At 68.5% G+C, this 19628-nt stretch carries 20 protein-coding genes and 1 tRNA gene; 9 read left to right on the top strand and 12 right to left on the bottom strand.

Translation table 11 applies throughout. From position 1 onward, the window contains the following. Positions 1 to 19: 19 nt before the first annotated feature. The 3 genes from phnX to GBB76_RS03290 all read right to left on the bottom strand — a co-directional run bounded on the left by phnX (position 20) and on the right by GBB76_RS03290 (position 3552). On the bottom strand, positions 20 to 838 hold the full coding sequence (gene phnX / locus GBB76_RS03300; RefSeq protein ID WP_152301964.1) for a phosphonoacetaldehyde hydrolase: 819 nt from the start codon (positions 836 to 838) through the stop codon (positions 20 to 22). A 33-nt stretch (positions 839 to 871) separates the two neighbouring features. Then, a complete protein-coding gene (locus tag GBB76_RS03295) occupies positions 872 to 2233 on the bottom strand; it encodes an aspartate aminotransferase family protein (RefSeq protein ID WP_152301963.1) in 1362 nt (453 codons plus the stop codon). A gap of 116 nt (positions 2234 to 2349) precedes the next feature. Then, positions 2350 to 3552, bottom strand: coding sequence for a 2-aminoethylphosphonate--pyruvate transaminase (locus GBB76_RS03290; RefSeq protein WP_246669024.1), 1203 nt, complete (start codon positions 3550 to 3552; stop codon positions 2350 to 2352). Between the two features lie 146 nt (positions 3553 to 3698). Between GBB76_RS03290 and GBB76_RS03285 the strand changes: the two genes are divergently transcribed. From GBB76_RS03285 to poxB, 6 genes are all read left to right on the top strand, one after another. Continuing rightward, on the top strand, positions 3699 to 4574 hold the full coding sequence (locus tag GBB76_RS03285; RefSeq protein ID WP_152301962.1) for a LysR substrate-binding domain-containing protein: 876 nt from the start codon (positions 3699 to 3701) through the stop codon (positions 4572 to 4574). 101 nt (positions 4575 to 4675) lie between these two features. Continuing rightward, positions 4676 to 4969, top strand: coding sequence for a YciI family protein (locus tag GBB76_RS03280; RefSeq protein WP_246669023.1), 294 nt, complete (start codon positions 4676 to 4678; stop codon positions 4967 to 4969). A 174-nt stretch (positions 4970 to 5143) separates the two neighbouring features. After that, positions 5144 to 6553: a class II fumarate hydratase gene (gene fumC, locus GBB76_RS03275; RefSeq protein ID WP_152301960.1), complete on the top strand. Its 1410-nt coding sequence runs from the start codon at positions 5144 to 5146 to the stop codon at positions 6551 to 6553. A gap of 115 nt (positions 6554 to 6668) precedes the next feature. Next, the gene (locus tag GBB76_RS03270; protein ID WP_152301959.1) at positions 6669 to 8288 is read left to right on the top strand and encodes an NAD-dependent malic enzyme; all 1620 of its coding nucleotides are present in this window, start codon (positions 6669 to 6671) and stop codon (positions 8286 to 8288) included. A 1-nt stretch (position 8289) separates the two neighbouring features. Next, positions 8290 to 9561, top strand: coding sequence for a threonine/serine exporter family protein (locus GBB76_RS03265; RefSeq protein WP_152301958.1), 1272 nt, complete (start codon positions 8290 to 8292; stop codon positions 9559 to 9561). 127 nt (positions 9562 to 9688) lie between these two features. Continuing rightward, positions 9689 to 11422: a ubiquinone-dependent pyruvate dehydrogenase gene (gene poxB, locus GBB76_RS03260; protein WP_152301957.1), complete on the top strand. Its 1734-nt coding sequence runs from the start codon at positions 9689 to 9691 to the stop codon at positions 11420 to 11422. A 120-nt stretch (positions 11423 to 11542) separates the two neighbouring features. Here poxB and GBB76_RS03255 read toward each other — a convergent pair. Next, positions 11543 to 11634, bottom strand: a tRNA-Ser gene (locus tag GBB76_RS03255). A 127-nt stretch (positions 11635 to 11761) separates the two neighbouring features. Further along, complete coding sequence (locus GBB76_RS03250; RefSeq protein ID WP_152301956.1) at positions 11762 to 12472, bottom strand: glutathione S-transferase N-terminal domain-containing protein; 711 nt, start codon at positions 12470 to 12472, stop codon at positions 11762 to 11764. A 167-nt stretch (positions 12473 to 12639) separates the two neighbouring features. Here GBB76_RS03250 and GBB76_RS03245 point away from each other — a divergent pair, with 167 nt between their 5' ends. Next, the gene (locus GBB76_RS03245) at positions 12640 to 13281 is read left to right on the top strand and encodes a hypothetical protein (RefSeq protein WP_152301955.1); all 642 of its coding nucleotides are present in this window, start codon (positions 12640 to 12642) and stop codon (positions 13279 to 13281) included. 18 nt (positions 13282 to 13299) lie between these two features. Here the strand turns inward: GBB76_RS03245 and GBB76_RS03240 are convergent, their stop codons facing one another. Together GBB76_RS03240 and gatB are read right to left on the bottom strand one after the other, a co-directional pair. Further along, on the bottom strand, positions 13300 to 13800 hold the full coding sequence (locus tag GBB76_RS03240) for a GNAT family N-acetyltransferase (protein WP_152301954.1): 501 nt from the start codon (positions 13798 to 13800) through the stop codon (positions 13300 to 13302). Continuing rightward, entirely contained in the window at positions 13797 to 15272 is a 1476-nt protein-coding gene (gene gatB / locus GBB76_RS03235; RefSeq protein WP_371717064.1) for an Asp-tRNA(Asn)/Glu-tRNA(Gln) amidotransferase subunit GatB, read from the bottom strand. Before gatB ends, GBB76_RS03240 begins: the two co-directional genes overlap by 4 nt. Positions 15273 to 15432: 160 nt before the next feature. On the opposite strand from gatB, the gene GBB76_RS03230 reads away from it, so the two are divergent. Next, positions 15433 to 15735, top strand: coding sequence for a DUF6455 family protein (locus GBB76_RS03230; protein WP_152301953.1), 303 nt, complete (start codon positions 15433 to 15435; stop codon positions 15733 to 15735). Here the strand turns inward: GBB76_RS03230 and GBB76_RS03225 are convergent. From GBB76_RS03225 to GBB76_RS03205, 5 genes are all read right to left on the bottom strand, one after another. Beyond that, positions 15732 to 16028 carry a chorismate mutase gene (locus GBB76_RS03225; protein ID WP_152301952.1) on the bottom strand — a complete coding sequence of 99 codons (297 nt, stop codon included), beginning with the start codon at positions 16026 to 16028 and terminating at the stop codon, positions 15732 to 15734. The genes GBB76_RS03230 and GBB76_RS03225 overlap by 4 nt on opposite strands. Further along, entirely contained in the window at positions 16028 to 17509 is a 1482-nt protein-coding gene (gene gatA, locus GBB76_RS03220; protein ID WP_152301951.1) for an Asp-tRNA(Asn)/Glu-tRNA(Gln) amidotransferase subunit GatA, read from the bottom strand. Before gatA ends, GBB76_RS03225 begins: the two co-directional genes overlap by 1 nt. Before the next feature lie 5 nt (positions 17510 to 17514). After that, positions 17515 to 17802 carry an Asp-tRNA(Asn)/Glu-tRNA(Gln) amidotransferase subunit GatC gene (gatC, locus tag GBB76_RS03215; protein ID WP_152301950.1) on the bottom strand — a complete coding sequence of 96 codons (288 nt, stop codon included), beginning with the start codon at positions 17800 to 17802 and terminating at the stop codon, positions 17515 to 17517. Between the two features lie 114 nt (positions 17803 to 17916). After that, the gene (locus tag GBB76_RS03210; protein ID WP_246669022.1) at positions 17917 to 18213 is read right to left on the bottom strand and encodes a hypothetical protein; all 297 of its coding nucleotides are present in this window, start codon (positions 18211 to 18213) and stop codon (positions 17917 to 17919) included. Positions 18214 to 18237: 24 nt separating this feature from the next. Continuing rightward, positions 18238 to 18546 carry a hypothetical protein gene (locus tag GBB76_RS03205; RefSeq protein ID WP_371717062.1) on the bottom strand — a complete coding sequence of 103 codons (309 nt, stop codon included), beginning with the start codon at positions 18544 to 18546 and terminating at the stop codon, positions 18238 to 18240. 233 nt (positions 18547 to 18779) lie between these two features. On the opposite strand from GBB76_RS03205, the gene GBB76_RS03200 reads away from it, so the two are divergent. Further along, positions 18780 to 19625, top strand: a complete 846-nt coding sequence (locus GBB76_RS03200) for a hypothetical protein (RefSeq protein ID WP_246669021.1) — start codon at positions 18780 to 18782, stop codon at positions 19623 to 19625. Positions 19626 to 19628: the final 3 nt, after the last annotated feature.

The following is a 19628-nucleotide window of genomic DNA, read 5'->3' as shown; positions in this document are numbered from 1 at the left end:
GCCCTCCACCTGTCCGCCGTTACGGGCGCTCGCCGCGCGCGAGGCGCCCGTTGATGGCGGCGAGCACCGGAAGCAGGTCGGCAACGCCGTCGATCACGTAATGGGCGCCCGCCGCCGCCAGCTTCTCGGCCGCGCGACGGCGGCGCTGGGCGAAGACCTCCGCCGGCAGAGCGGCGGTGTCCGCGCGCGACAGGCCGAACACATTGCCGGTGACGGCAACGCCCACCGTCCAGGCGCCGCCGTTCAGCCCCTCGCCGATGCCGACCTCGGTGTCGTCCACCTTCACCGCCGACCAGGCCGGATGGACCTGCAATTCGGTCAGCACCTTCCACATGAGGAAGGGCGTCGGGCGCCCGTCCGGCACGTCGCCGGTGCAGGCCATGGCGTCGGCGGTGAAACCCTGCGCGGCCGCGACCGGCGTGATCTTCGCCATGATCTCGCGGGTATAGCCGGTGGTGCTGCCGATCTTCAGACCCGCCGCGCGGATGGCGGCAGCGGTTTCCGCCGCGCCGGGAATGAGGTCGGCGAAGCTCGCCGCCACGGCGATGTTCTTCGGCACGAACACGTCATACACCGCGTCGATGTCGGCCTCGGTCGGCGCGTGGCCGTGCACGCGCTGCCATTCGGCGGCGATGCGCGGCATGGCGAACAGCGCGGCGACATGGGGACGCTTGGCCATGCCCATCGGCACGCGGGCCTCGTCGATGGTGATCGCCACATCGAAGGCCGCGAAGGCCTCGACGAAGGCTCCCATCGGCGCCAGCGAGCCGAAATCGACGACGGTGCCGGCCCAGTCGAACACGACGGCCTTGAGGTGAGACAGCGACATGGCATTCATCCGGTTGAGGTCGGCAGAGAGGTGAAGGCGGCTTCAGGCGGCGAGGACGGCGGCTTCGACGATGTCGAGCGCCCGGTCCAGATCCTCGCGGGAGATGACGAGAGGCGGCGAGAGGGTGAGCACGTTGCCCTGGCTGATCTTGAAGCTGAGCCCCGCATCCAGGCAGCGATAATAGACCGTCTCGGCCAGTGCCCGGTCGGGTTGGCGCCCGGCCTTGTCGACCACCATCTCGACCCCCAGCAGCAGTCCGCGCCCGCGCACGTCGCCGACATGGGGCGAGCGCGCCATCAGCTCGCGCAGCCGGCCCATCGCGTGCGCGCCCAGTTCGGCGGCGCGCTCGGAGAGGCCCTCCTCGCGGATGATGGCGAGCGTGGTCAGCGCCGCGCGGGCGGTGACCGGGTTCTTCTCATGCGTGTAATGGCCGATGGCGTAATCGCCGGCGACGTCGAGGTCGTGCCGGGCGATCACCGCCGCGATCGGCAGGATGCCGCCGCCCAGCGCCTTGCCGAGCACGATCATGTCCGGCGTCACCCCGTCGTGCTCGCTGGCGAAGAGGCGCCCGGTCTTGCCGAGGCCGGTCGGGATTTCGTCGAAGATCAGCAGCGTGCCGTGGCGGTCGCAGGCCTCGCGCACGGCCTTCCAGAAGCCCGGCGCCGGCACCAGCGGCGTCGCCCTCATCGGCTCGGCGATGAAGGCGGCGATGTCGCCCTCGCGGCCGAGCACATAGGCGATCATGCTGGCGCAGGCGCGGGCCGAATCCTCCAGATTGTCATGGCCATAGGCGCAGCCATGCGGCGCCCAGGGCGCGACATGCTCGGCGCCTGGCAGCAGCGGGCCGGCGATGCCGGAGCGGAACGTCGCCTCCCCGCCCACGCTCGCCGCGCCGAAGCCGGCGCCGTGGAAGGCGTCCCAGAAGGAAAGCGTCTTGAAGCGGCCGGTGGCGGCGCGCGCCAGCTTCAGCGCCACTTCCACCGCATCCGAACCGCCGGTGGTGAACAGCACCTTGTCGAGCGTGCCCGGCGCCAGCCGGCCGAGCGTCTCCGCCAGTTCCACCGCGCGTTCGCAGGTGAAGCGGCGCGGGGCGAAGCACAGTTCGTCCATCTGCGCCGCGATCGCCGCCTTCAGGCGCGGATGGCCATAGCCGATGTGATGGACGCTGTTGCCATGGAAATCCATATAACGGCGGCCGGTGGTGTCCTCGATCCAGATGCCCTCGGCCTTCACGATGGCGCTGACGCAGGGGCTGGACAGGCTCTGGTGGAGGAAGGCGTCGGCATCGCGCCGGAGCAGTTCCGTCGTGACGCGATCCTGCTGGCGCGCCGCCCATTCGGCACGCGCCGGGGAGGTGTTGGACTCGCCCTCGGTATGAACCAGCGAAAGCGGCGAAGCGGACATGGCTGTCTCCCGGCAAGGCGCGCGGCGCGGCCTCGGCAATGCACGTATGTTCCAACGGGCCGATGACAGCGCGGCACGACCGGGGCGGAAGGCCCGGCCCGGCCGAGCGCCGCGCCTCAGGCGACCAGCTTGGCGCGCTCCCCGAGCACATGGGGCGCTGGCGCAGCGGAAGCGACCTTCATGTCGGCCAGCGACTGCGCGGCCGCCGAGACGACGCTGCGCATCACATTCGCGTCGAGATGGCCGATACAGCCGATGCGGAAGCTCTCCACCGCCGTCAGCTTGCCGGGATAGATCAGGAACCCCTTCTCCTTCATCAGCTCGTAGAAGCGCGGGAAGGAGAAACCCGGATCGTTCGGGCAGAAGAAGGTGACGATGATCGGCGACAGCCAGCGGTCGGCCAGCAGCGTCTCGAAGCCCACCGCGCGCATGCCGGCGACCAGCACGTCGCGATTGTTCGCGTAGCGCGCGCCGCGACCGGCGACGCCGCCCTCGACAGCATGCTGAAGCAGCGCCTCGATGAAGGCCGCCACCACATGGGTCGGCGGGGTGAAGCGCCACTGGCCGGTCTTCTCCATCACCGCCCACTGGTCGTGCAGGTCGAGGCTCAGCGAATGGCTGTTGCCCTTCGCCGCCTCCAGTTCGCTCTTCCGGGCGATGACGAAGCCGAAGCCCGGCACACCCTCGATGCACTTGTTGGCCGAGGAGACGATGGCCTCGTAGCGCAGGGTCTCCACATCCGCCGGCACGGCGCCGAAGGCGCTCATCGAGTCGATCAGCAGCTTGCGGCCGCGCGCATAGACCGCCTGCGAGATTTCCTCGACCGGGTTGAGGATTCCCGAGCTGGTCTCGCAATGGATGGCCAGCACATGGGTGATGGCCGGGTCGGCATCGAGCGCGGCGCCGACTTCCTCGCCGCGCGGGGGCAGGTAGTCGCCCTTGTCAATCAGCGTATGCGCCCGACCGAGAACGCGCAGGATCTGCGCCGCCCGCAGCCCGTAGGCGCCGTTGGCGAGCACCAGCACCTTGCCGTCGCGCGGCACCAGCGTTCCCAGCATCGCCTCGACGCAGGAGGTGCCGCTGCCCTGCATGGGCACGCAGTCGAACGCCCCTTCGGTGTCGCCGATCATCGCCAGCAGCCGGCGGCGCAGTTCCGCGGTCAGGGCGCGGAAGTCGCCGTCCCACGACCCCCAGTCGCGCAGCATCGCCTGCTTGGTGGTCATCGAGGTGGTGAGCGGTCCCGGCGTGAGCAGGTAGGGCTCCCCGAGCATCGGAGGCTCGAACGCCGCGACGGCGTCCTCATTCTGGCGAAGAGGCATGGCGGCCCTCAAAAGCGGTCCCGTGGTGCGGGCGCATATGGCACGCGGCCCCGCCATCTGTGAAATCGTTCTTTTGTATTTTCATATAAGCTGGATCGATACATAAGAGCCGACGTCGACCGAGCGTCGTCAGGGACCGCCACGCCATGCGCTATGTGCAGCTTCGTGCGTTTCATCACGTCGCCATTTCCGGCGGCTTCTCGCGCGCGGCGGCGGAGCTTTATCTCACGCAGCCGGCGATCTCCGATCAGGTGCGCAAGCTCGAGTCCGAGTACGACGTCCTGCTCTTCAACCGCGAGCGCCGGCAGGTCACGCTGACCCCCGCCGGCGAGGAGCTTCTGGCCATCACCCGCCGCCTGTTCGACGCCGAGGGTCAGGCGCTGGAGCTTCTGTCGGAATCGCGCGCCCTGCGATCGGGCCGGCTGCGCATCGTCGCGGACGCCGCCCACCACATCGTCCACGTGCTGCGCGTCTTCCGCGAGCGCTATCCCGGCGTGATGGTCTCGGTGCGCTCGGGCAATACCGAGACGGTGGTGGAGAACCTGCTCGCCTACGAGGCCGATATCGGCGTGCTCGGCGACCTGAACCCCAGCCGCGACTTCGATATCATCCGGCTGAACGCGACCCCGATCACCGCCTTCACCAGCCGTGACAACCCGCTCGCGGGCACCTCGTCGCTGTCGCTCACCGAACTCGCGGCGCTCCCGCTGGTCGGCCGGGAAGTGGGCTCCAAGACCCGGCGCCGGCTGGAGGAGGCAGCGGCGAAAACAGGGGTCGAGCTGAAATTCGCCATCGAGGCCGAGGGCCGCGAGGCGGTGCGCGAGATCGTGGCCTCCGGCCTCGGCATCGGCTTCGTCTCCGAGGCCGAATTCGGGCTCGATCCCCGGCTGGTCAAGATCACGATCCGAGGCGAGCCGGTGCTGATGGACGAGGCACTGATCTGCCTCAGCGAGCGCAGCCAGGCGAAAACGATCCGGGCCTTCCTCGACCTTGCCCGGTCCATGAGCCCGGACATGTCCTGAGGCGCCGCGCGATGCGCCTTGCCATCCGATAAAGGATGCGACCGACTTTCGGACATCCTACCTTCCCCCTCACCCCTTCCACCAGCCAAGGAGTTCCTTCCGTGCAATTCGTCCTGACCGCCCATGACCGCCCCGGCGCCCTCCCACTGCGTCTTGAGACCCGCCCGGCGCATCTCGACTACCTGCGCGCCATCGCCGGAAGCCTCGTCTTCGCGGGCCCGATGCTCGACGAGGAAGGCAAGCCCTGCGGCTCGGTCATGGTCTATGAGGCGGAAGACCGCGCGGCGGCCGAGAAGCTCATGGCGGAAGACCCGTACAGCAAGGCCGGATTGTTCGCGAAGACCGAACTGATGGGGTACCGGGTGGTGGTCAAGGACGGCGTCGTGGGGTCCTAGCGCCGCCCGCGAGGACCGGCCCGGCCGGCCGATTCACCATGCTGCGAACCGACGGCAGCGCGAGCCGGGCCGGAGCACACAATCACCTTGCGTCGCCCGTCACTAAGGGATTGCATGCTCTCAATATAGACGGACCGCGAACGCGGCGTTCGTCCTGCCTGGGGAGGCTCCTTGATGACTGAAATGCGCACGGAAACCGACAGCCTCGGCGAAGTCCAGGTTCCCGCGGACAAGCTGTGGGGCGCGCAGACCCAGCGTTCGCTGGAGCATTTCAGCATCGGCAAGGACCTGATCCCCCGGGAGATGATCACCGCCTATGCGACCCTCAAAAAGGGGGCGGCAGCGGCGAACCACAAGGGCGGCCGCCTGCCCGACCAGCAGTTCGGCCTCATCTCCGCCGTCTGCGACGAGATCCTCGCCGGCCAGCACCACGACATGTTCCCGCTGCATGTATGGATGACCGGCAGCGGCACCCAGTTCAACATGAACGTGAACGAGGTTGTCTCGAACCGCTGCTGCCAGATCGCGGGCAGCCCGCTGGGGTCCAAGGCGCCGGTCCATCCCAACGACCACGTCAACATGTCCCAGTCGTCGAACGACTCCTTCCCCTCGGCGATGCACATCGCGGTCGGCGTCAACGCCACCACCCGCCTCATCCCGGCGGTGGCCGGCCTGCGCGATGCCATCTCCGCCAAGGCGGAGGAGTGGAAGGACATCGTGAAGATCGGCCGCACCCACATGCAGGATGCGACCCCGCTCACGCTGGGCCAGGAATGGTCCGGCTATGCCGGCATGCTGACCGACGATCTGGAGCGCATCGACGACGCACTGAAGGGCGTCTATCGCCTCGCCCTCGGCGGCACGGCGGTCGGCACCGGCATCAATGCGGCGCCGGGCTTCGCGGAGGCCGTCGCCACCGAAATCGCCGCTCTCACCGGCCTGCCCTATGTGACCGCGCCCAACAAGTTCACGGTCCAGGGCGCCCATGACGCGCTGGTGCAGTTCTCTGGCACGCTGCGCACGCTGGCCGCCTCGCTTTACAAGATCGGCAACGACATCCGGCTGATGTCGTGCGGGCCGCGCGCTGGCTTCGCCGAACTCATCATCCCGGAGAACGAGCCCGGCTCCTCCATCATGCCCGGCAAGGTGAACCCGACGCAGGCCGAGGCACTGACTATGCTGGCCGTGCAGATGATGGGCAACGACGTGGCGGTGGGCTTCGGCGGCGCCAGCGGCTATCTCGAAATGAACGTCTACAAGCCGCTGATCATCTTCAACATCTGCCACTCGATCACGCTCGCCACCGACGGCTGCACCAATTTCCGCCGCTTCCTGGTGGAAGGCACCAAGCCCAACCTGAAGAAGATCGGCGAGTATGTGGACCGCTCGCTGATGCTGGTGACGGCGCTGGCGCCGGTGATCGGCTACGACAAGGCATCCAAGATCGCCCACCACGCGATGGACAACGACCTGTCGCTCAAGGAGGCGGCGCTCGATCTGGCCTTCGTGACGGAGGAAGAGTTCAACCGCGTGGTCGATCCCGCCAAGATGGTGAAGCCCTACGTGGCTCACGAGAACGGCTGACGCTCCGCCCGCCGTCGCAAGTCCCTGTCGCGCACGTCCCTGTCGCCGCACGTCCCTGCCGCACCTCCTTGCCGCCCGCCCATGCGGGCCCGTCGCACACTCCGGAGTACGTCACATGGCCATCGTCGGTCCGACCCTGCTTCACGATCCGGTCCACAACCGCGGCAGCGCTTTCGCGCTGGAGGACCGGCCCCGGCTCGGCCTCGAAGGGCTGCTTCCGCCCGGCGTCGACACGCTGGAGACCCAGATCGCCCGCGTGCATCTGCAACTGGGCACGCTCGACAGCGACCTGCAGAAATATCTCCTGCTGAGCGACCTGCAAGCCCGCAACGAGACGCTCTATTACGCCACGCTGATGTCCGATCCGGCGACCTTCATGCCGCTGGTCTATACGCCGACCGTGGGCGAGGCCTGCCAGAAATACGACCACATCCTGCGGGCGACGCGCGGCCTCTATCTGCCCATCACCGCCAAGGGCCGGCTGAAGTCCCTCATCGCCAACTGGCCGGAGAAGGACATCCGCTTCATCGTCGTGACCGATGGCGAGCGCATTCTCGGCCTCGGCGATCTCGGGGTGAACGGCATGGGCATCCCGGTGGGCAAGCTCGCGCTCTACACCGTCTGCGCCGGCGTGCCGCCGGAGATGACGCTGCCGATCACGCTGGATGTCGGCACCAACAACCAGACCTATCTGGACGATCCGCTCTATCTCGGCCTGCGCCAGCCGCGCGTGCGGGGGGCGGAATACGACGCCTTCATCGAGGAGTTCGTCTCGACCATCAACGAGATGTTCCCGAAGTGCTGCATCCAGTGGGAGGACTTCGCCAACATCAACGCGGTGCCGATCCTGGAGCGCTACAAGGACCGCACCTGCACCTATAATGACGACATTCAGGGTACCGCCGCCGTCGCCGTCGCCGGCATCTATGGCGCGCTGCGCATCTCGAAGCAGAAGCTGACCGACCAGACCTTCCTGTTCCTCGGCGGCGGCTCGGCGGCGACCGGCATCGCCGAACTCATCAGCCAGGCCATGGTACTGGAAGGGCTGACCATCGAGGAGGCCCGCGCGCGCAACTGGCTGTTCGACGTCAACGGCCTGATGGTGAACTCGCGCACCGACATCGCCGGTTTCCAGAAGCCGTTCACCCACGACCACGCCGCCGTGGCGTCCTTCGTCGACGCCATCGAGCAGATCAAGCCGACCGGCATCGTCGGCGTCAGCACGGTGCCGAAGCTGTTCAATCAGGCGGTCATCGAAGCCATGGCCCGCATCAACGAGCGGCCCATCATCTTCCCCTATTCCAATCCCACCTCGCGCTCCGAATGCACCGCCGAGGAAGCCTATAAATGGTCCGAGGGCCGGGCGATCTTCGCGTCTGGCAGCCCGTTCCAGCCGGTCCGGCTCGGCGACAAGACCTTCATTCCCGGCCAGGGCAACAACGTCTACATCTTCCCGGCCATGGGCATGGCGGTGCTGGCGACGCAGGCATCCCGCGTCACCGAGGACATGTTCATCGTCGCCGCGCAGGCGGTAGCGGAACTGGTGACGCAGGAGGAACTGGACAGCGGCCTCATCTATCCGCCCCAGCACGACATCCGCGCCGCCTCGCTGCACGTGGCCGCGCGCATCGCCCAACGGATCTTCGACAACGGCCTCGCCGGCGTCGAGCGTCCGGCCGACATCGCCGCCCAGATCGAGGCGATGGCCTACCAACCCGTCTACCCGAAGGTCTGACATGGCGCAGACCACCCCGGCGGGCGAGGAGCAGGCCATCGCGCTTCTGCGCGCCTGCGCGGGCCTGCTGTTCAGCAACGGGCAGACGACGGAACGCACGGTGGTCAGCGTCTCGCGCCTCGCCACGCATCTCGGGCTGACGGTTTCCGTCGGCGCGCGATGGGGCGAGGTGGCGCTGCGCTTCGCCCTGCCGGAGGGAGGCGAGCGGCTGGAGATCGTCCCGGCGACGCCCGCCGGCGTCGAGATGCACAAGGTCACCGAAACGCTGAGGATCATGGATGGCGTGCGCGACGGGCGGCTCGATCTGTCGAACGCGCTGGCGCAGCTCCAGGCGGTCGCCCATCTGCCCCCGGTTTCGCTGCTGCGCTTCGCCAGCCTCGCGGGGGCGGGCGCGGCAGCGCTGGCCGTCATCTTCGGCACCACGGACAGCATGATCCTCCTGTTGGTGTTCGCCAGCGCCTTCGCGGGCGCCTGTCTGCGGCGCGGGCTGGCGCATCGGTTCGCCAATCCCCTGCCGCAGCCGCTCGGCGCGGCGCTGCTGGCCGGGCTGGTCGCCGTGGCGGCGGCGCATCTCATGCCGGCGGCGTCGGTGTCCATGATCGCTCTTTGTCCCTGCATGGTCCTCGTCCCCGGCCCGCACCTCCTCAACGGCGCGCTCGACCTCTCCCGCCTGCGGCTGCCGTTGGCGATCGAGCGCCTGTCCTATGCAGGGCTGCTCGTGCTGCTGATCACGGTAGGCCTGATCACCGGCCTCTACATGGGTGGGCAGAGCATTCCGCTCGGCAGCGGCGGCGTGAGCGTGCCGCTCGGCGTCGACGTTGGGGCGGCCGGCATCGCCATCGCGGCCTACGGCACCTTCTTCTCCATGCCCTGGCGGATGCTTCCGATTCCGATGGCGGTGGGGATGGGGGGGCATGCGCTGCATTGGGCGGTGTTGGCGATGGGGGGCGGCGCGGCCTCCTCCTCCTTCGTCGCCTGCCTGTTCGTCGGCGCGGCGGTGACGCCGATCAGCAACCGGCTGCACACGCCCTTCGCCGCCTTCGCCTTCGCCTCGGTGGTCTCGCTGATCCCCGGCTCCTACGTGTTCCGCATGGCCGACGCCCTGATCGGCCTTACCAACGGGGGATCCGACGCTTCCCCGCAACTGCTGACGGCGGCGGTGATGGACGGCACCACGGCCATCGCCGTCATGATCGCCATGGCCTTCGGGCTGATCCTGCCCAAGATGCTCATCGAGGAGTTCACCGCCTTCGGCGCCCCCGAGACCGCTTAGGGGCTCTGCGAACGCGACGACCTCTTGCCCGCCGTGGCCGGCGCAGCGCGCGGACGAGACATGAAACCGGGCCGACGGACGCCCCCGCCGACCCCATCGCCCATCAGATACTGGCGGAGACAGACGCATGTCACGGAATGTCGCGGAACTCATGGTCGACACGCTCGATCGGGCGGGTGTCGAACGAATCTATGGCGTCGTCGGCGACAGCCTCAACGGCCTGACCGAAGCCCTGCGGAGTTCGCCCCACATCAAATGGGTGCATCTGCGCCATGAGGAATCGGCGGCCTTCGCCGCGGCCGGGGAATCGCAGATCACCGGCAAGCTCGCCGTGTGCGCGGGCTCCTGCGGGCCGGGCAATCTGCACCTGATCAACGGCCTGTTCGATGCCCAGCGCACGCGCACCCCCGTGCTCGCGATCGCCGCCCAGATTCCGTCCTCGGAAATCGGCGGCGGCTATTTCCAGGAGACTCACCCGCAGAACCTGTTCCGCGAGTGCAGCGTCTATTGCGAACTGGTCTCCGACCCCTCGCAGATGCCCTATGTACTGGAGAACGCCATCCGGGCGGCGGTCGGCGAGCGCGGCGTCGCCGTCGTCGTGGTTCCCGGCGACGTGGCGCTGATGCCCGCCCCGAACCGGGACATCTCGCCGGTCGCCGGCCTGCTGCCCCCGGCGCCGGTGGTGACGCCGGACGGGTCGCAGATCAAGGCGCTCGCCGATCTCCTGAACGGCGCCGAGCGGGTGACGCTGTTCTGCGGGCGCGGCTGCGCCGGCGCGCATGCCGAGCTGATGGCGCTGGCCGAGACGCTCAAGAGCCCGATCGTCCACGCCCTCGGCGGCAAGGAGCATGTCGAGTACGACAACCCCTATGATGTCGGCATGACCGGATTCATCGGCTTCGCCTCCGGCTATGAGGCGATGCATGCCTGCGATGCGCTGGTGCTGCTGGGAACGGATTTTCCCTACAAGCAGTTCCTGCCGACCGACGTCAGGATCGCGCAGGTGGACATAAGGCCGGCCCAGCTCGGCCGGCGCTGCAAGCTCGATCTCGGCATTGTCGGCGATGTTGGCGCGACAGTCTCGGCGCTGCTGCCGCACCTGACCGTGAAGACCGAGCGCAGCCATCTCGACGACGGCCTCGCCCGCTACAAAAGCTCGCGCAAGAGCCTCGACGATCTCGCCGTCGGCACGCCGGGTCAGAAGCCGATCCACCCGCAATATCTCGCCCGGGTCGTCAGCGAACTCGCCGCCGAGGACGCCGCCTTCACCTTCGATGTCGGCACGCCGACCATCTGGGCGGCGCGCTATCTCGCGATGAACGGCAAGCGCCGGCTGGTCGGCTCGCTGGCGCACGGTTCGATGGCCAATGCCATGCCGCAGGCCATCGGCATTCAGGCGGCGCAGCCGGCGCGACAGGTCATCTCCCTCTCCGGCGATGGCGGCTTCGCCATGCTGATGGGCGACCTGATCACCCTCACGCAGGAGAAGCTGCCGGTGAAGGTGGTGATCTTCAACAATGGCGTGCTCGGCTTCGTGGCGATGGAGATGAAGGCCGCCGGCTTCGTCGGGCTCGGCACCGACCTGAAGAATCCCGATTTCGGCGCGATGGCCCGCGCCATGGGCATTCTCGGCGTCCGGGTCGAGGACCCCGGCGACCTGCCCGGCGCCGTCGCGCAGGTGCTGGCGCATGACGGGCCGGCCGTGCTGGACGTCGTCACTGCCAAGCAGGAACTGTCCATGCCGCCCACCATCGGCATCGAGCAGGCCAAGGGCTTCGGCCTGTGGATGATCCGCGCGGTGATGAGCGGGCGCGGCGACGAGGTGCTCGACCTCGCCAAGCAGAACCTGCTGAAGCGCTGAGGCGGTGCCGGCAGGATGGCGCGCGTACCCGCGCCCATGCCGGCACAATCCCCCACGGGACGACCGACGCGCAGGCGCCGGTCGGAATAAAATATTGAATTTTCTAGATAAAACGGCAAATGGCGGAGACGGAGGGATTCGAACCCTCGAGACCCTTTTGGGGGTCTGCTCATTTAGCAAACGAGTGCCTTCAGCCTCTCGGCCACGTCTCCAGCCGGCCCCGCATCGCCTTGCGGCGGTGGCGGTGTCAAGCCGGCGACCTGTCTAGGTTTCCGCTGCCCCCCGGTCAAGGCCGAATGCGCATGCCTCCACCGGCGCGCCGCCGGGCCGGGCGGGAAATCAGCGCGCGCGCTGGCCGAACAGGACGTCCTGCGCCTGCTTGTCGGTGGCGATGTCGATCTTGGCGCGATCCTCGGCATTGACCGCAAGGCCGCGCTTCACCGCCGGGCGCGCCAGCATCCGCTCCAGCCAGGCGGCGAAATGCGGGAACTCGGCGATGTCCTGCCCCTGCCGCTCCCACAGCTTCGCCCAGCCGAAGCAGGCGATGTCGGCGATGGAATAGTCGCCGGCAAGGAACGGGCGGTCGGCGAGGCGGCGGTTCATCACGCCATAGAGCCGGTGCACCTCGTTGGTGTAGCGATCGATGGCGTAGGGAATCTTCTCCGGCGCATAGATGCGGAAATGGTGCGCCTGCCCGGCCATCGGCCCGAGGCCCGACATCTGCCAGAACAGCCACTGGTCCACCTCGACCCGACCGCGCTCGTCGGGCGGGTAGAACAGCCCGGTCTTGCGGCCGAGATACTGGAGGATCGCCCCCGATTCGAAGATCGAGATCGGCGCCCCGTCCGGACCCTCGGGGTCGACGATGGCGGGCATCTTGTTGTTGGGCGAGAGGGCGAGGAATTCCGGCTTGAACTGGTCGCCACGGCCGATGTTCAGCGGGATCACCTCATAGGGAAGCCCGCATTCCTCGAGCATGATGGTGATCTTCCAGCCGTTCGGCGTCGGCCAGAAATAGAGCTTGATGGGGCGGGTCTGGAGTTGGGCCATGGAGCGCGAGCCTTCTCGTCGCCCGGCGCGGGCGTTTCCTCCCCAAGAACTAGAGCCGGCCCCGCGCGCTGGCAAGGTCGCCATTGCCGGCTCGCCTCGCCGTGCCGAAGCGGCTAGATTTCCCTGCCCGCGTGCCATGGGCGGGCCAGCTCAACGGGACAGCCAACGTGAAGCGGATCAGTGCCTTCCTTCTCCTCGCAGGCGCGGTCACGCTGCTGACCGCCGGTGCGGCGCTCGCCCAGTCGGGATCGGCTCCCTCCCCGGCCAAGCTCTGCGCCGACCGCTGGAACGAGATGAAGGCCAAGAACCAGACCGGCAACCAGACCTATCGCGACTTCGCCAAGCAGTGTCTGGCCGATGCCGAAGCGGAAAAGCCCGCCACTGCGGCCGGCAAGCCCGCCGAGGCGCCGCCCCGGCGCAACACCACGCCGACCGGCTCGACCGCGGCGCAGGCGCAGCCCTCGATCAAGCAGTGCGCCGATCTGTGGAACGAGATGAAGGCGAAGAACCAGACCGGCAGCCAGACCTATCGCGACTTCGCCAAACAGTGCCTTGCCGGCACCGGTGCCCAGCCGGCGCAGGACACGCCTGCAAAGGAGGCCGCCCCGGCGCAGAAGCCGCGCAGCTCGGTGCCCTCCGTCTCCCCCCGTCCGACGCCCGAACCCGCGCCCGCGCTGACGAAGGAGCCGGACGAGAGCGACCGCGAGGCCCTCAACCGCTGCAATGCCGAATGGCAGGACTACAAGACCCGGCACAATCTGTCGGGCGCCAAGGCCTGGCACGTCTTCATGGCGCGCTGCCTGCCCTGAGGCGGCCGGCCGCCCGACTCAGCCATGCGCGGCGAGGTCGATCTTGAATCCGTCGAGCCGCTTCTCGAAGCCGGCCTTCTCGTAAAAGCGGTGCGCGTCGAAGCGCATCTTGTTGGAAGCGAGTTGCAGCGAGCCGGCCTCGCGCCGGCGCGCCTCGGCGATGGCGAAATCCATCATCGCGCTGCCGACGCCCTTGCCGCGAATGTCCGGGTCCACCTGCACCGCCTCGGCATGGGCGAGCAGCGCCCCGTGGCGCAGCAGCGCGCGGAACAGGACCAACTGAAAAGTGCCGACCACCCGCCCGTCCAGCCGCGCGACATAGAGCGTGGTGCGCGGATCGGCGGCGATGGCGTCGAAGGCGCGCTCATAGTCGGGAAAGTCGGCGGGATCGGCGCTGTCGCGCACGCCGAACATGGTCTCGCGGGCGAGGATCGAGACGATGGCGGGCAGGTCCTCCCGCCGCGCCTCCTCGACCGTCACGGCGCCGGCCGCCGGCGCGGGGGCCGTGGCCGGGCTCATATGCCCAGCTTGCCCTTCAGCAGGTCGTTGACCGCCTGCGGGTTGGCCTTGCCGCCGGTCTGCTTCATCACCTGTCCGACGAACCAGCCGAGCATGGTGGGCTTGGCCTGAACCTGCGCCACCTTGTCCGGGTTGGCGGCAATGATCGCATCGACCGCCGCCTCGATGGCGCCGGTGTCGGTCACCTGCTTCATGCCGCGCTCTTCGACCAGCGCGCGCGGATCGCCGCCCTCGGTGAAGACGATCTCGAACAGGTCCTTGGCGATCTTGCCCGAGATGGTGCCGTCGGCGATCAGGTCGACAATGGCGCCGATCTGCGCCGCCGAGACCGGCGAGGAGGCGATGTCGCGGCCTTCCTTGTTCAGCCGGCCGAACAGTTCGTTGATGACGAAGTTCGCCGCCGCCTTGGCGTCGCGCCCGCGGGCGACCTCCTCGTAATAGGCGGCCGTCTCCTTCTCGGCGACGAGCACGTCGGCGTCATAGGCGGATAGGCCGTAATCGGCGACGAAGCGCGCCTTCTTCTCGTCCGGCAGTTCCGGCAGATGCGCCTTCAGCTCGGCGACGAAGGCGTCGTCGAATTCCAGCGGCAGCAGGTCCGGGTCGGGGAAGTAGCGGTAGTCGTGCGCCTCTTCCTTGGAACGCATGGAGCGCGTCTCGCCCTTGCCGGGGTCGAACAGGCGGGTCTCCTGGTCGATCGTGCCGCCATCCTCGATGATGCCGATCTGCCGGCGGGCTTCGGTCTCGATGGCCTGGCCGATGAAGCGGATGGAGTTGACGTTCTTGATCTCGCAGCGCGTGCCGAAATCGTCACCCGGCTTGCGTACGGAGACGTTCACGTCGGCGCGCAGCGAGCCCTTTTCCATGTCGCCGTCGCAGGTGCCGAGATAGCGCAGGATGGTGCGCAGCTTGGTCACATAGGCCTTGGCCTCTTCCGAGGAGCGCAGGTCCGGCTTGGAGACGATCTCCATCAGCGCCACGCCCGAGCGGTTGAGGTCGACGAGCGAAAGCGTCGGGTGCTGGTCGTGGATCGACTTGCCCGCGTCCTGCTCGAGATGCAGCCGCTCGATGCCGACCTCGATCTGCCCGTCCGCCGTGTCCACCAGCACCACGCCCTCGCCGACGATGGGGCTCTTGTACTGGCTGATCTGGTAGCCCTGCGGCAGGTCCGGGTAGAAGTAGTTCTTGCGGTCGAAGACGGAGCGGTTGTTGATCTGCGCCTTCAGGCCGAGCCCGGTGCGCACCGCCTGCTTCACGCATTCGGCGTTGATGACCGGCAGCATGCCGGGCATCGCCGCGTCGACCAGGGACACATGGCTGTTCGGCTCGCCGCCGAATTCGGTCGAGGCGCCCGAGAACAGCTTGGAGTTCGACGTCACCTGGGCATGGATCTCCATGCCGATGACCACTTCCCAGTCGCCGGTCGCTCCCTTGATGAGCTTCTTCGGGTCGGCGGGGCGGGCGTGCATGTTCATGGATCGGGCCTGCTGTTGTCCGTCATTGGCCAGTTCCCTACTCCGCGCGGCGGGGTTCGACAACTCTCGGCGCGGAAGTTGCGCCAGATCAAGGCCGCCGGCGGGTCCCGGCCGCACGCTACGCCCTTGCGGTGCGGAGGATAAGCCGGGAGGGCGAACCATGCGCGTGGACACGATCGACGAACGTCTGTGCCTGTTCCGCGAGATGACCGACCATGCTGGCGTCGATCTCGATGCGCTGGCCGGCCAGCGGGCCGACGATCTGCGCGCCGCTGCCCAGCGGTGCCTCGGCTGCCGCGTCGGCGAGGAATGCCGCGCCTGGCTGGAGGATGTGGACCTCGCGGCCCCGCCGCCCGGTTTCTGCCGCAACGTCGAGGTTTTCGGCGAGTGGGTCGAATCGGTTCTCGACCCGGCGCCCGACCGTCGGGCCGAGGCGGCAGCGCCGCCGGAGGCTGCGGACTAGCCCAGCCGCTCGTTCTCGTAGGCGATCACCCACTCGATCAGCACGCGCCAGAGCTTCTCGACGAGTTCGGGCGGCAGGCCCTTGGTCTCGGCGCGGGCGCTGACCTTCTCGATCACGTCCTCGACGCGCTCGGGCAGGAAGGCGGCAAGCCCCTCTGCCTTCTTCACCGCCACGACGTGCTTCACCACCTCGAAGCGGCGCGCCAGCAACTCGACCATCTGTGCGTCGATCGCGTCGATCTCCGTCCGGAAGGGCGCGAGGGCGTTCTCGTTGTCGGGCAGCGTCCGTGCCATCACAGCCACCACTTCTCCGGCACGACGAGGCGGCCCGCCGCCTCCTCGATCACCTGGCCGAGCGCGAACAGCTCCTGCTCGGCGAAGGGCTTGCCGATGAGCTGGAGGCCGAGCGGCAGCCCCTCCGAGGAGAGCCCGGCCGGCACCGAGATACCCGGCAGGCCGGCCATGTTCAGCGTCACCGTGAACACGTCCTGCAGGTACATCTCCACCGGATCGGCACCGGACTTCTCGCCGATGCCGAAGGCCGCCGACGGGGTGGCCGGGGCCAGCACGGCGTCGATGCCGTCGGCGAAGGCGTTCTCGAAGTCGCGCTTGATCAGCGTGCGCACCTTCTGCGCCTTCAGGTAGTAGGCGTCGTAATAGCCGGCCGAGAGCACATAGGTGCCGATCATGATGCGCCGGCGCACCTCGTCGCCGAAGCCGGCGGCGCGGGTCTTCTCGTACAGCTCCACGATGTCGCGGCCGGGCACGCGCTCGCCATAGCGCACGCCGTCATAGCGGGCGAGGTTCGAGGAGGCCTCGGCCAGCGCCACGATGTAATAAGCCGGCAGTGCGTATTTGGTGTGCGGCAGGCTGATCTCGACGACCTCCGCCCCGGCGTCGCGCAGTATGTCGGCGCCCTTGTCCCACAGCGCGGCGATTTCCCCCGACATGCCGTCGACGCGGTATTCGCGGGGAATGCCGATGCGCTTGCCCTTCACCGAAGCGCCGACCGCCGCCTCATAGTCGGGAACCGGCAGGTTCGCACTGGTCGAATCCTTCGGGTCGTGGCCCGCCATGGAACGCAGCAGCAGCGCGGCGTCGTTGACCGAACGGGCGATCGGCCCGGCCTGATCGAGCGAGGAGGCGTAGGCGATGATTCCCCAACGCGAGCAGCGCCCATAGGTCGGCTTGATGCCGACCGTACCGGTGAAGGCGGCCGGCTGGCGGATCGAGCCACCGGTATCGGTGCCCGCCGCGCCGGCGCAGATATGCGCCGCCACCGCCGCCGCCGAGCCGCCCGAGGAACCGCCGGGCACCAGCGGCTGCTCCGAGCCATTGCGCCGCCAGGGATTCACAACGGGGCCGAAGGCGCTCGATTCGTTGGACGAGCCCATGGCGAACTCGTCCTGGTTCAGCTTGCCGAGCAGCACCGCACCGTCGCGCCACAGATTGGCGGTCACGGTCGATTCATAGGCCGGAACGAAGTTGCGGATGATGTTCGACGCCGCCGTGGTGCGCACGCCCTCGGTGGCGAACATGTCCTTGATGCCGAGCGGAATGCCCTCCAGCAGCCCCGCCTCGCCTTTCGCGATGCGCGCGTCGCTGGCGGCCGCCATCTCCAGCGCCCTCTCGGGCGTGGTCAGCACATAGGCGTTGAGGTCGCCGGCCGGTTCGATGGCGTCGATATAGGCCTGCGTCAGCTCGGTGGCGGTGAAGCTGCCCTGCGCGAGGCCTTCGCGGGCGGCGGTGATGGTGAGGGAGGTCAGGTCGCTCATGAGGCTCACTCCACCACCTTGGGAACGGCGAAGAAGCCGTCCTCGGCCGCCGGCGCGTTGGCCAGCACCCGCTCGGGGTAGAAGCCGTCATTCACGACGTCCGCGCGCAGCGGAAGCGTCATGGGAATGACGCTGGTCATCGGCTCGACGCCGGTGGTGTCCACCTCGCCGAGCTCGTCCACAAAGGCGAGAATGGCATTGAGCTCGCCCTGCAGATGGGCCACCTCGTCCTCCGTCACGGCGATGCGCGAAAGATGCGCCACTCGCCGGACCGTCGCCTGATCGACCGACATCCGAAATCCCAGTTCAACTGAAAACCGATGCGCGCCGTATAGCAGGCGGGCACCGCGCCCCGCAACGCGCGGCGCCCGGCATCGGCGGGATTCGGATGTCGGCCGTTCCGGCGCTCAGGAGCGCGCCTGCTCCAGGCACTGCCCCGCCGCCTCGGCGTTGGTGCGCGCATTGCCCCGGTCGATCTGGCCCGACATGACGAGCGAGCGGGCGGTGTCGGTGACCAGCGTGCGCAGGTCGCCGCTGTTGCCGGCGCCGATCACGCCGGCATAGATCGCCTTGCCGTCAGGCGTCAGCGACGCCGCGCAGGCATCGCCGGCGGCCTGGTTGGCGAAGGCGGCGGGCGCCACGACGAGGGCGCCGGCAAGGCAGGCGGCGGCGAGAGCGCGGCGGGTGAGGTCGAAGGTGTACATGAGTCTCTCCGAGTCGATGTTGTTTCAGCGCAGTCCGGCGCGGTTCACCGGGCCGCCACCGTTGACGCCGGGACCGGGCCGGGCGACGGCACGGCCGGCGGGGGTGCCCGCCACGCCGACGCCGGGAGCGCCGACACCCGGCGCACCTACGCCACCCACGCAGCCGACAGGATATCCGGGGCGGGTGCAATAGACGGCCGCACGAGCCGCCGGGGCGACGTAGGGCGTCGGCCGCACCACGCATCCGACCGGCACGCCGGGACCCGTGCAGTAGATCACCGCCGCCTGCGCCGTGCCGTTATCGAGCAGACCGAGGCCCGCGAGCAGCAGCACTGCCGCACCAGCCGGTGCAAGATAACGTGCGCGGAAGCGATTCTTGGAACGCTGTCCGGTCATTCGCTGTACTCCGTTGACTTCCCCTTGGGGAAACAGCGCGACTGTCGTCTGTCCGGCGCGTGGCGGCAATGCCGATTATTGGTCGCAATGCCGGGAGGAAGGGTTTGTCCATGTTCGCGCCGAGAAGCACGCCGATCCCGGCCCGGGTCACATACCGTTTCGAGGAATTCATGCCCGGCGAAACCGAGGAACGCCGTCGCCTGCGGGCGCGGCCCGACTTTCCCTGGATCGCCCGGCAGGCGGCGATCCACCTCGCCACCGCCTATCGGGGCAACTACCTGCTGACCCGCGTTCTCAACGATCGCGGGCGGCTTACCCTCGCCCTGCTCATGCTGCAGATGCATTTCGAGCCGCCGGAGGCGCCGGGTCTCACGGCGGGGCGCCTCAAGGCCGAGGCGTCGGCGCTCGGCATCTGCAGCCCGGGGCGCGTCGCCGCGATAGTGTCGGCTTTCCGCCTGCTCGGGCTGGTGACGTCGGCCCCCGACGCCGACCGGCGCCGGCGCCGGCTCATCGTGACCGGCCGCCTGCTGGATATCCACCGCGAACGCTGGCGGGTGCTGCTCAAGGCGCTCGCGCTGGTGCTACCGGAGGGCGCGGCGGGGCTCGCCCGCCTCGACGACGACGCTTTCCTCGCCGCCTTCGTGGATGCGCTGCTGGAGCCGCTGCGCCATGGCTGGCGGCCGGTCTACGACATCCCGGAACTCGAACTCTTCGTCGACCGCGACGGCGGGCTGATGATCGCCTTCGGCCTGTTCGGCACCGCGCCGTCCGGGACGCCGGTGACGGTCGCGGGACTGGCGCGTGCCTACCGCGTCTCGCGCTCGCACGTGGTCGATATCGTGCAAAAGGCGACCGAGGCCGGCCTGATCCGGCGCTACGGTCCCGAGGATCAGGGGCGGAGCGGCATCGTCGCCGAGCCGGCATTGATCGACGCCATGGAACGACTGATCGCCACCGCGCTGGTGCGGCAGGCCAACGCGGTTCGCCACGCCCTCAAGGCCATCGGCGCCGGCTGAGCC

It is taken from the genome of Ancylobacter sp. TS-1 (assembly GCF_009223885.1).
Classification (GTDB): Bacteria; Pseudomonadota; Alphaproteobacteria; order Rhizobiales; family Xanthobacteraceae; genus Ancylobacter.
This window is presented reverse-complemented; position numbering and strand designations above follow the sequence as displayed.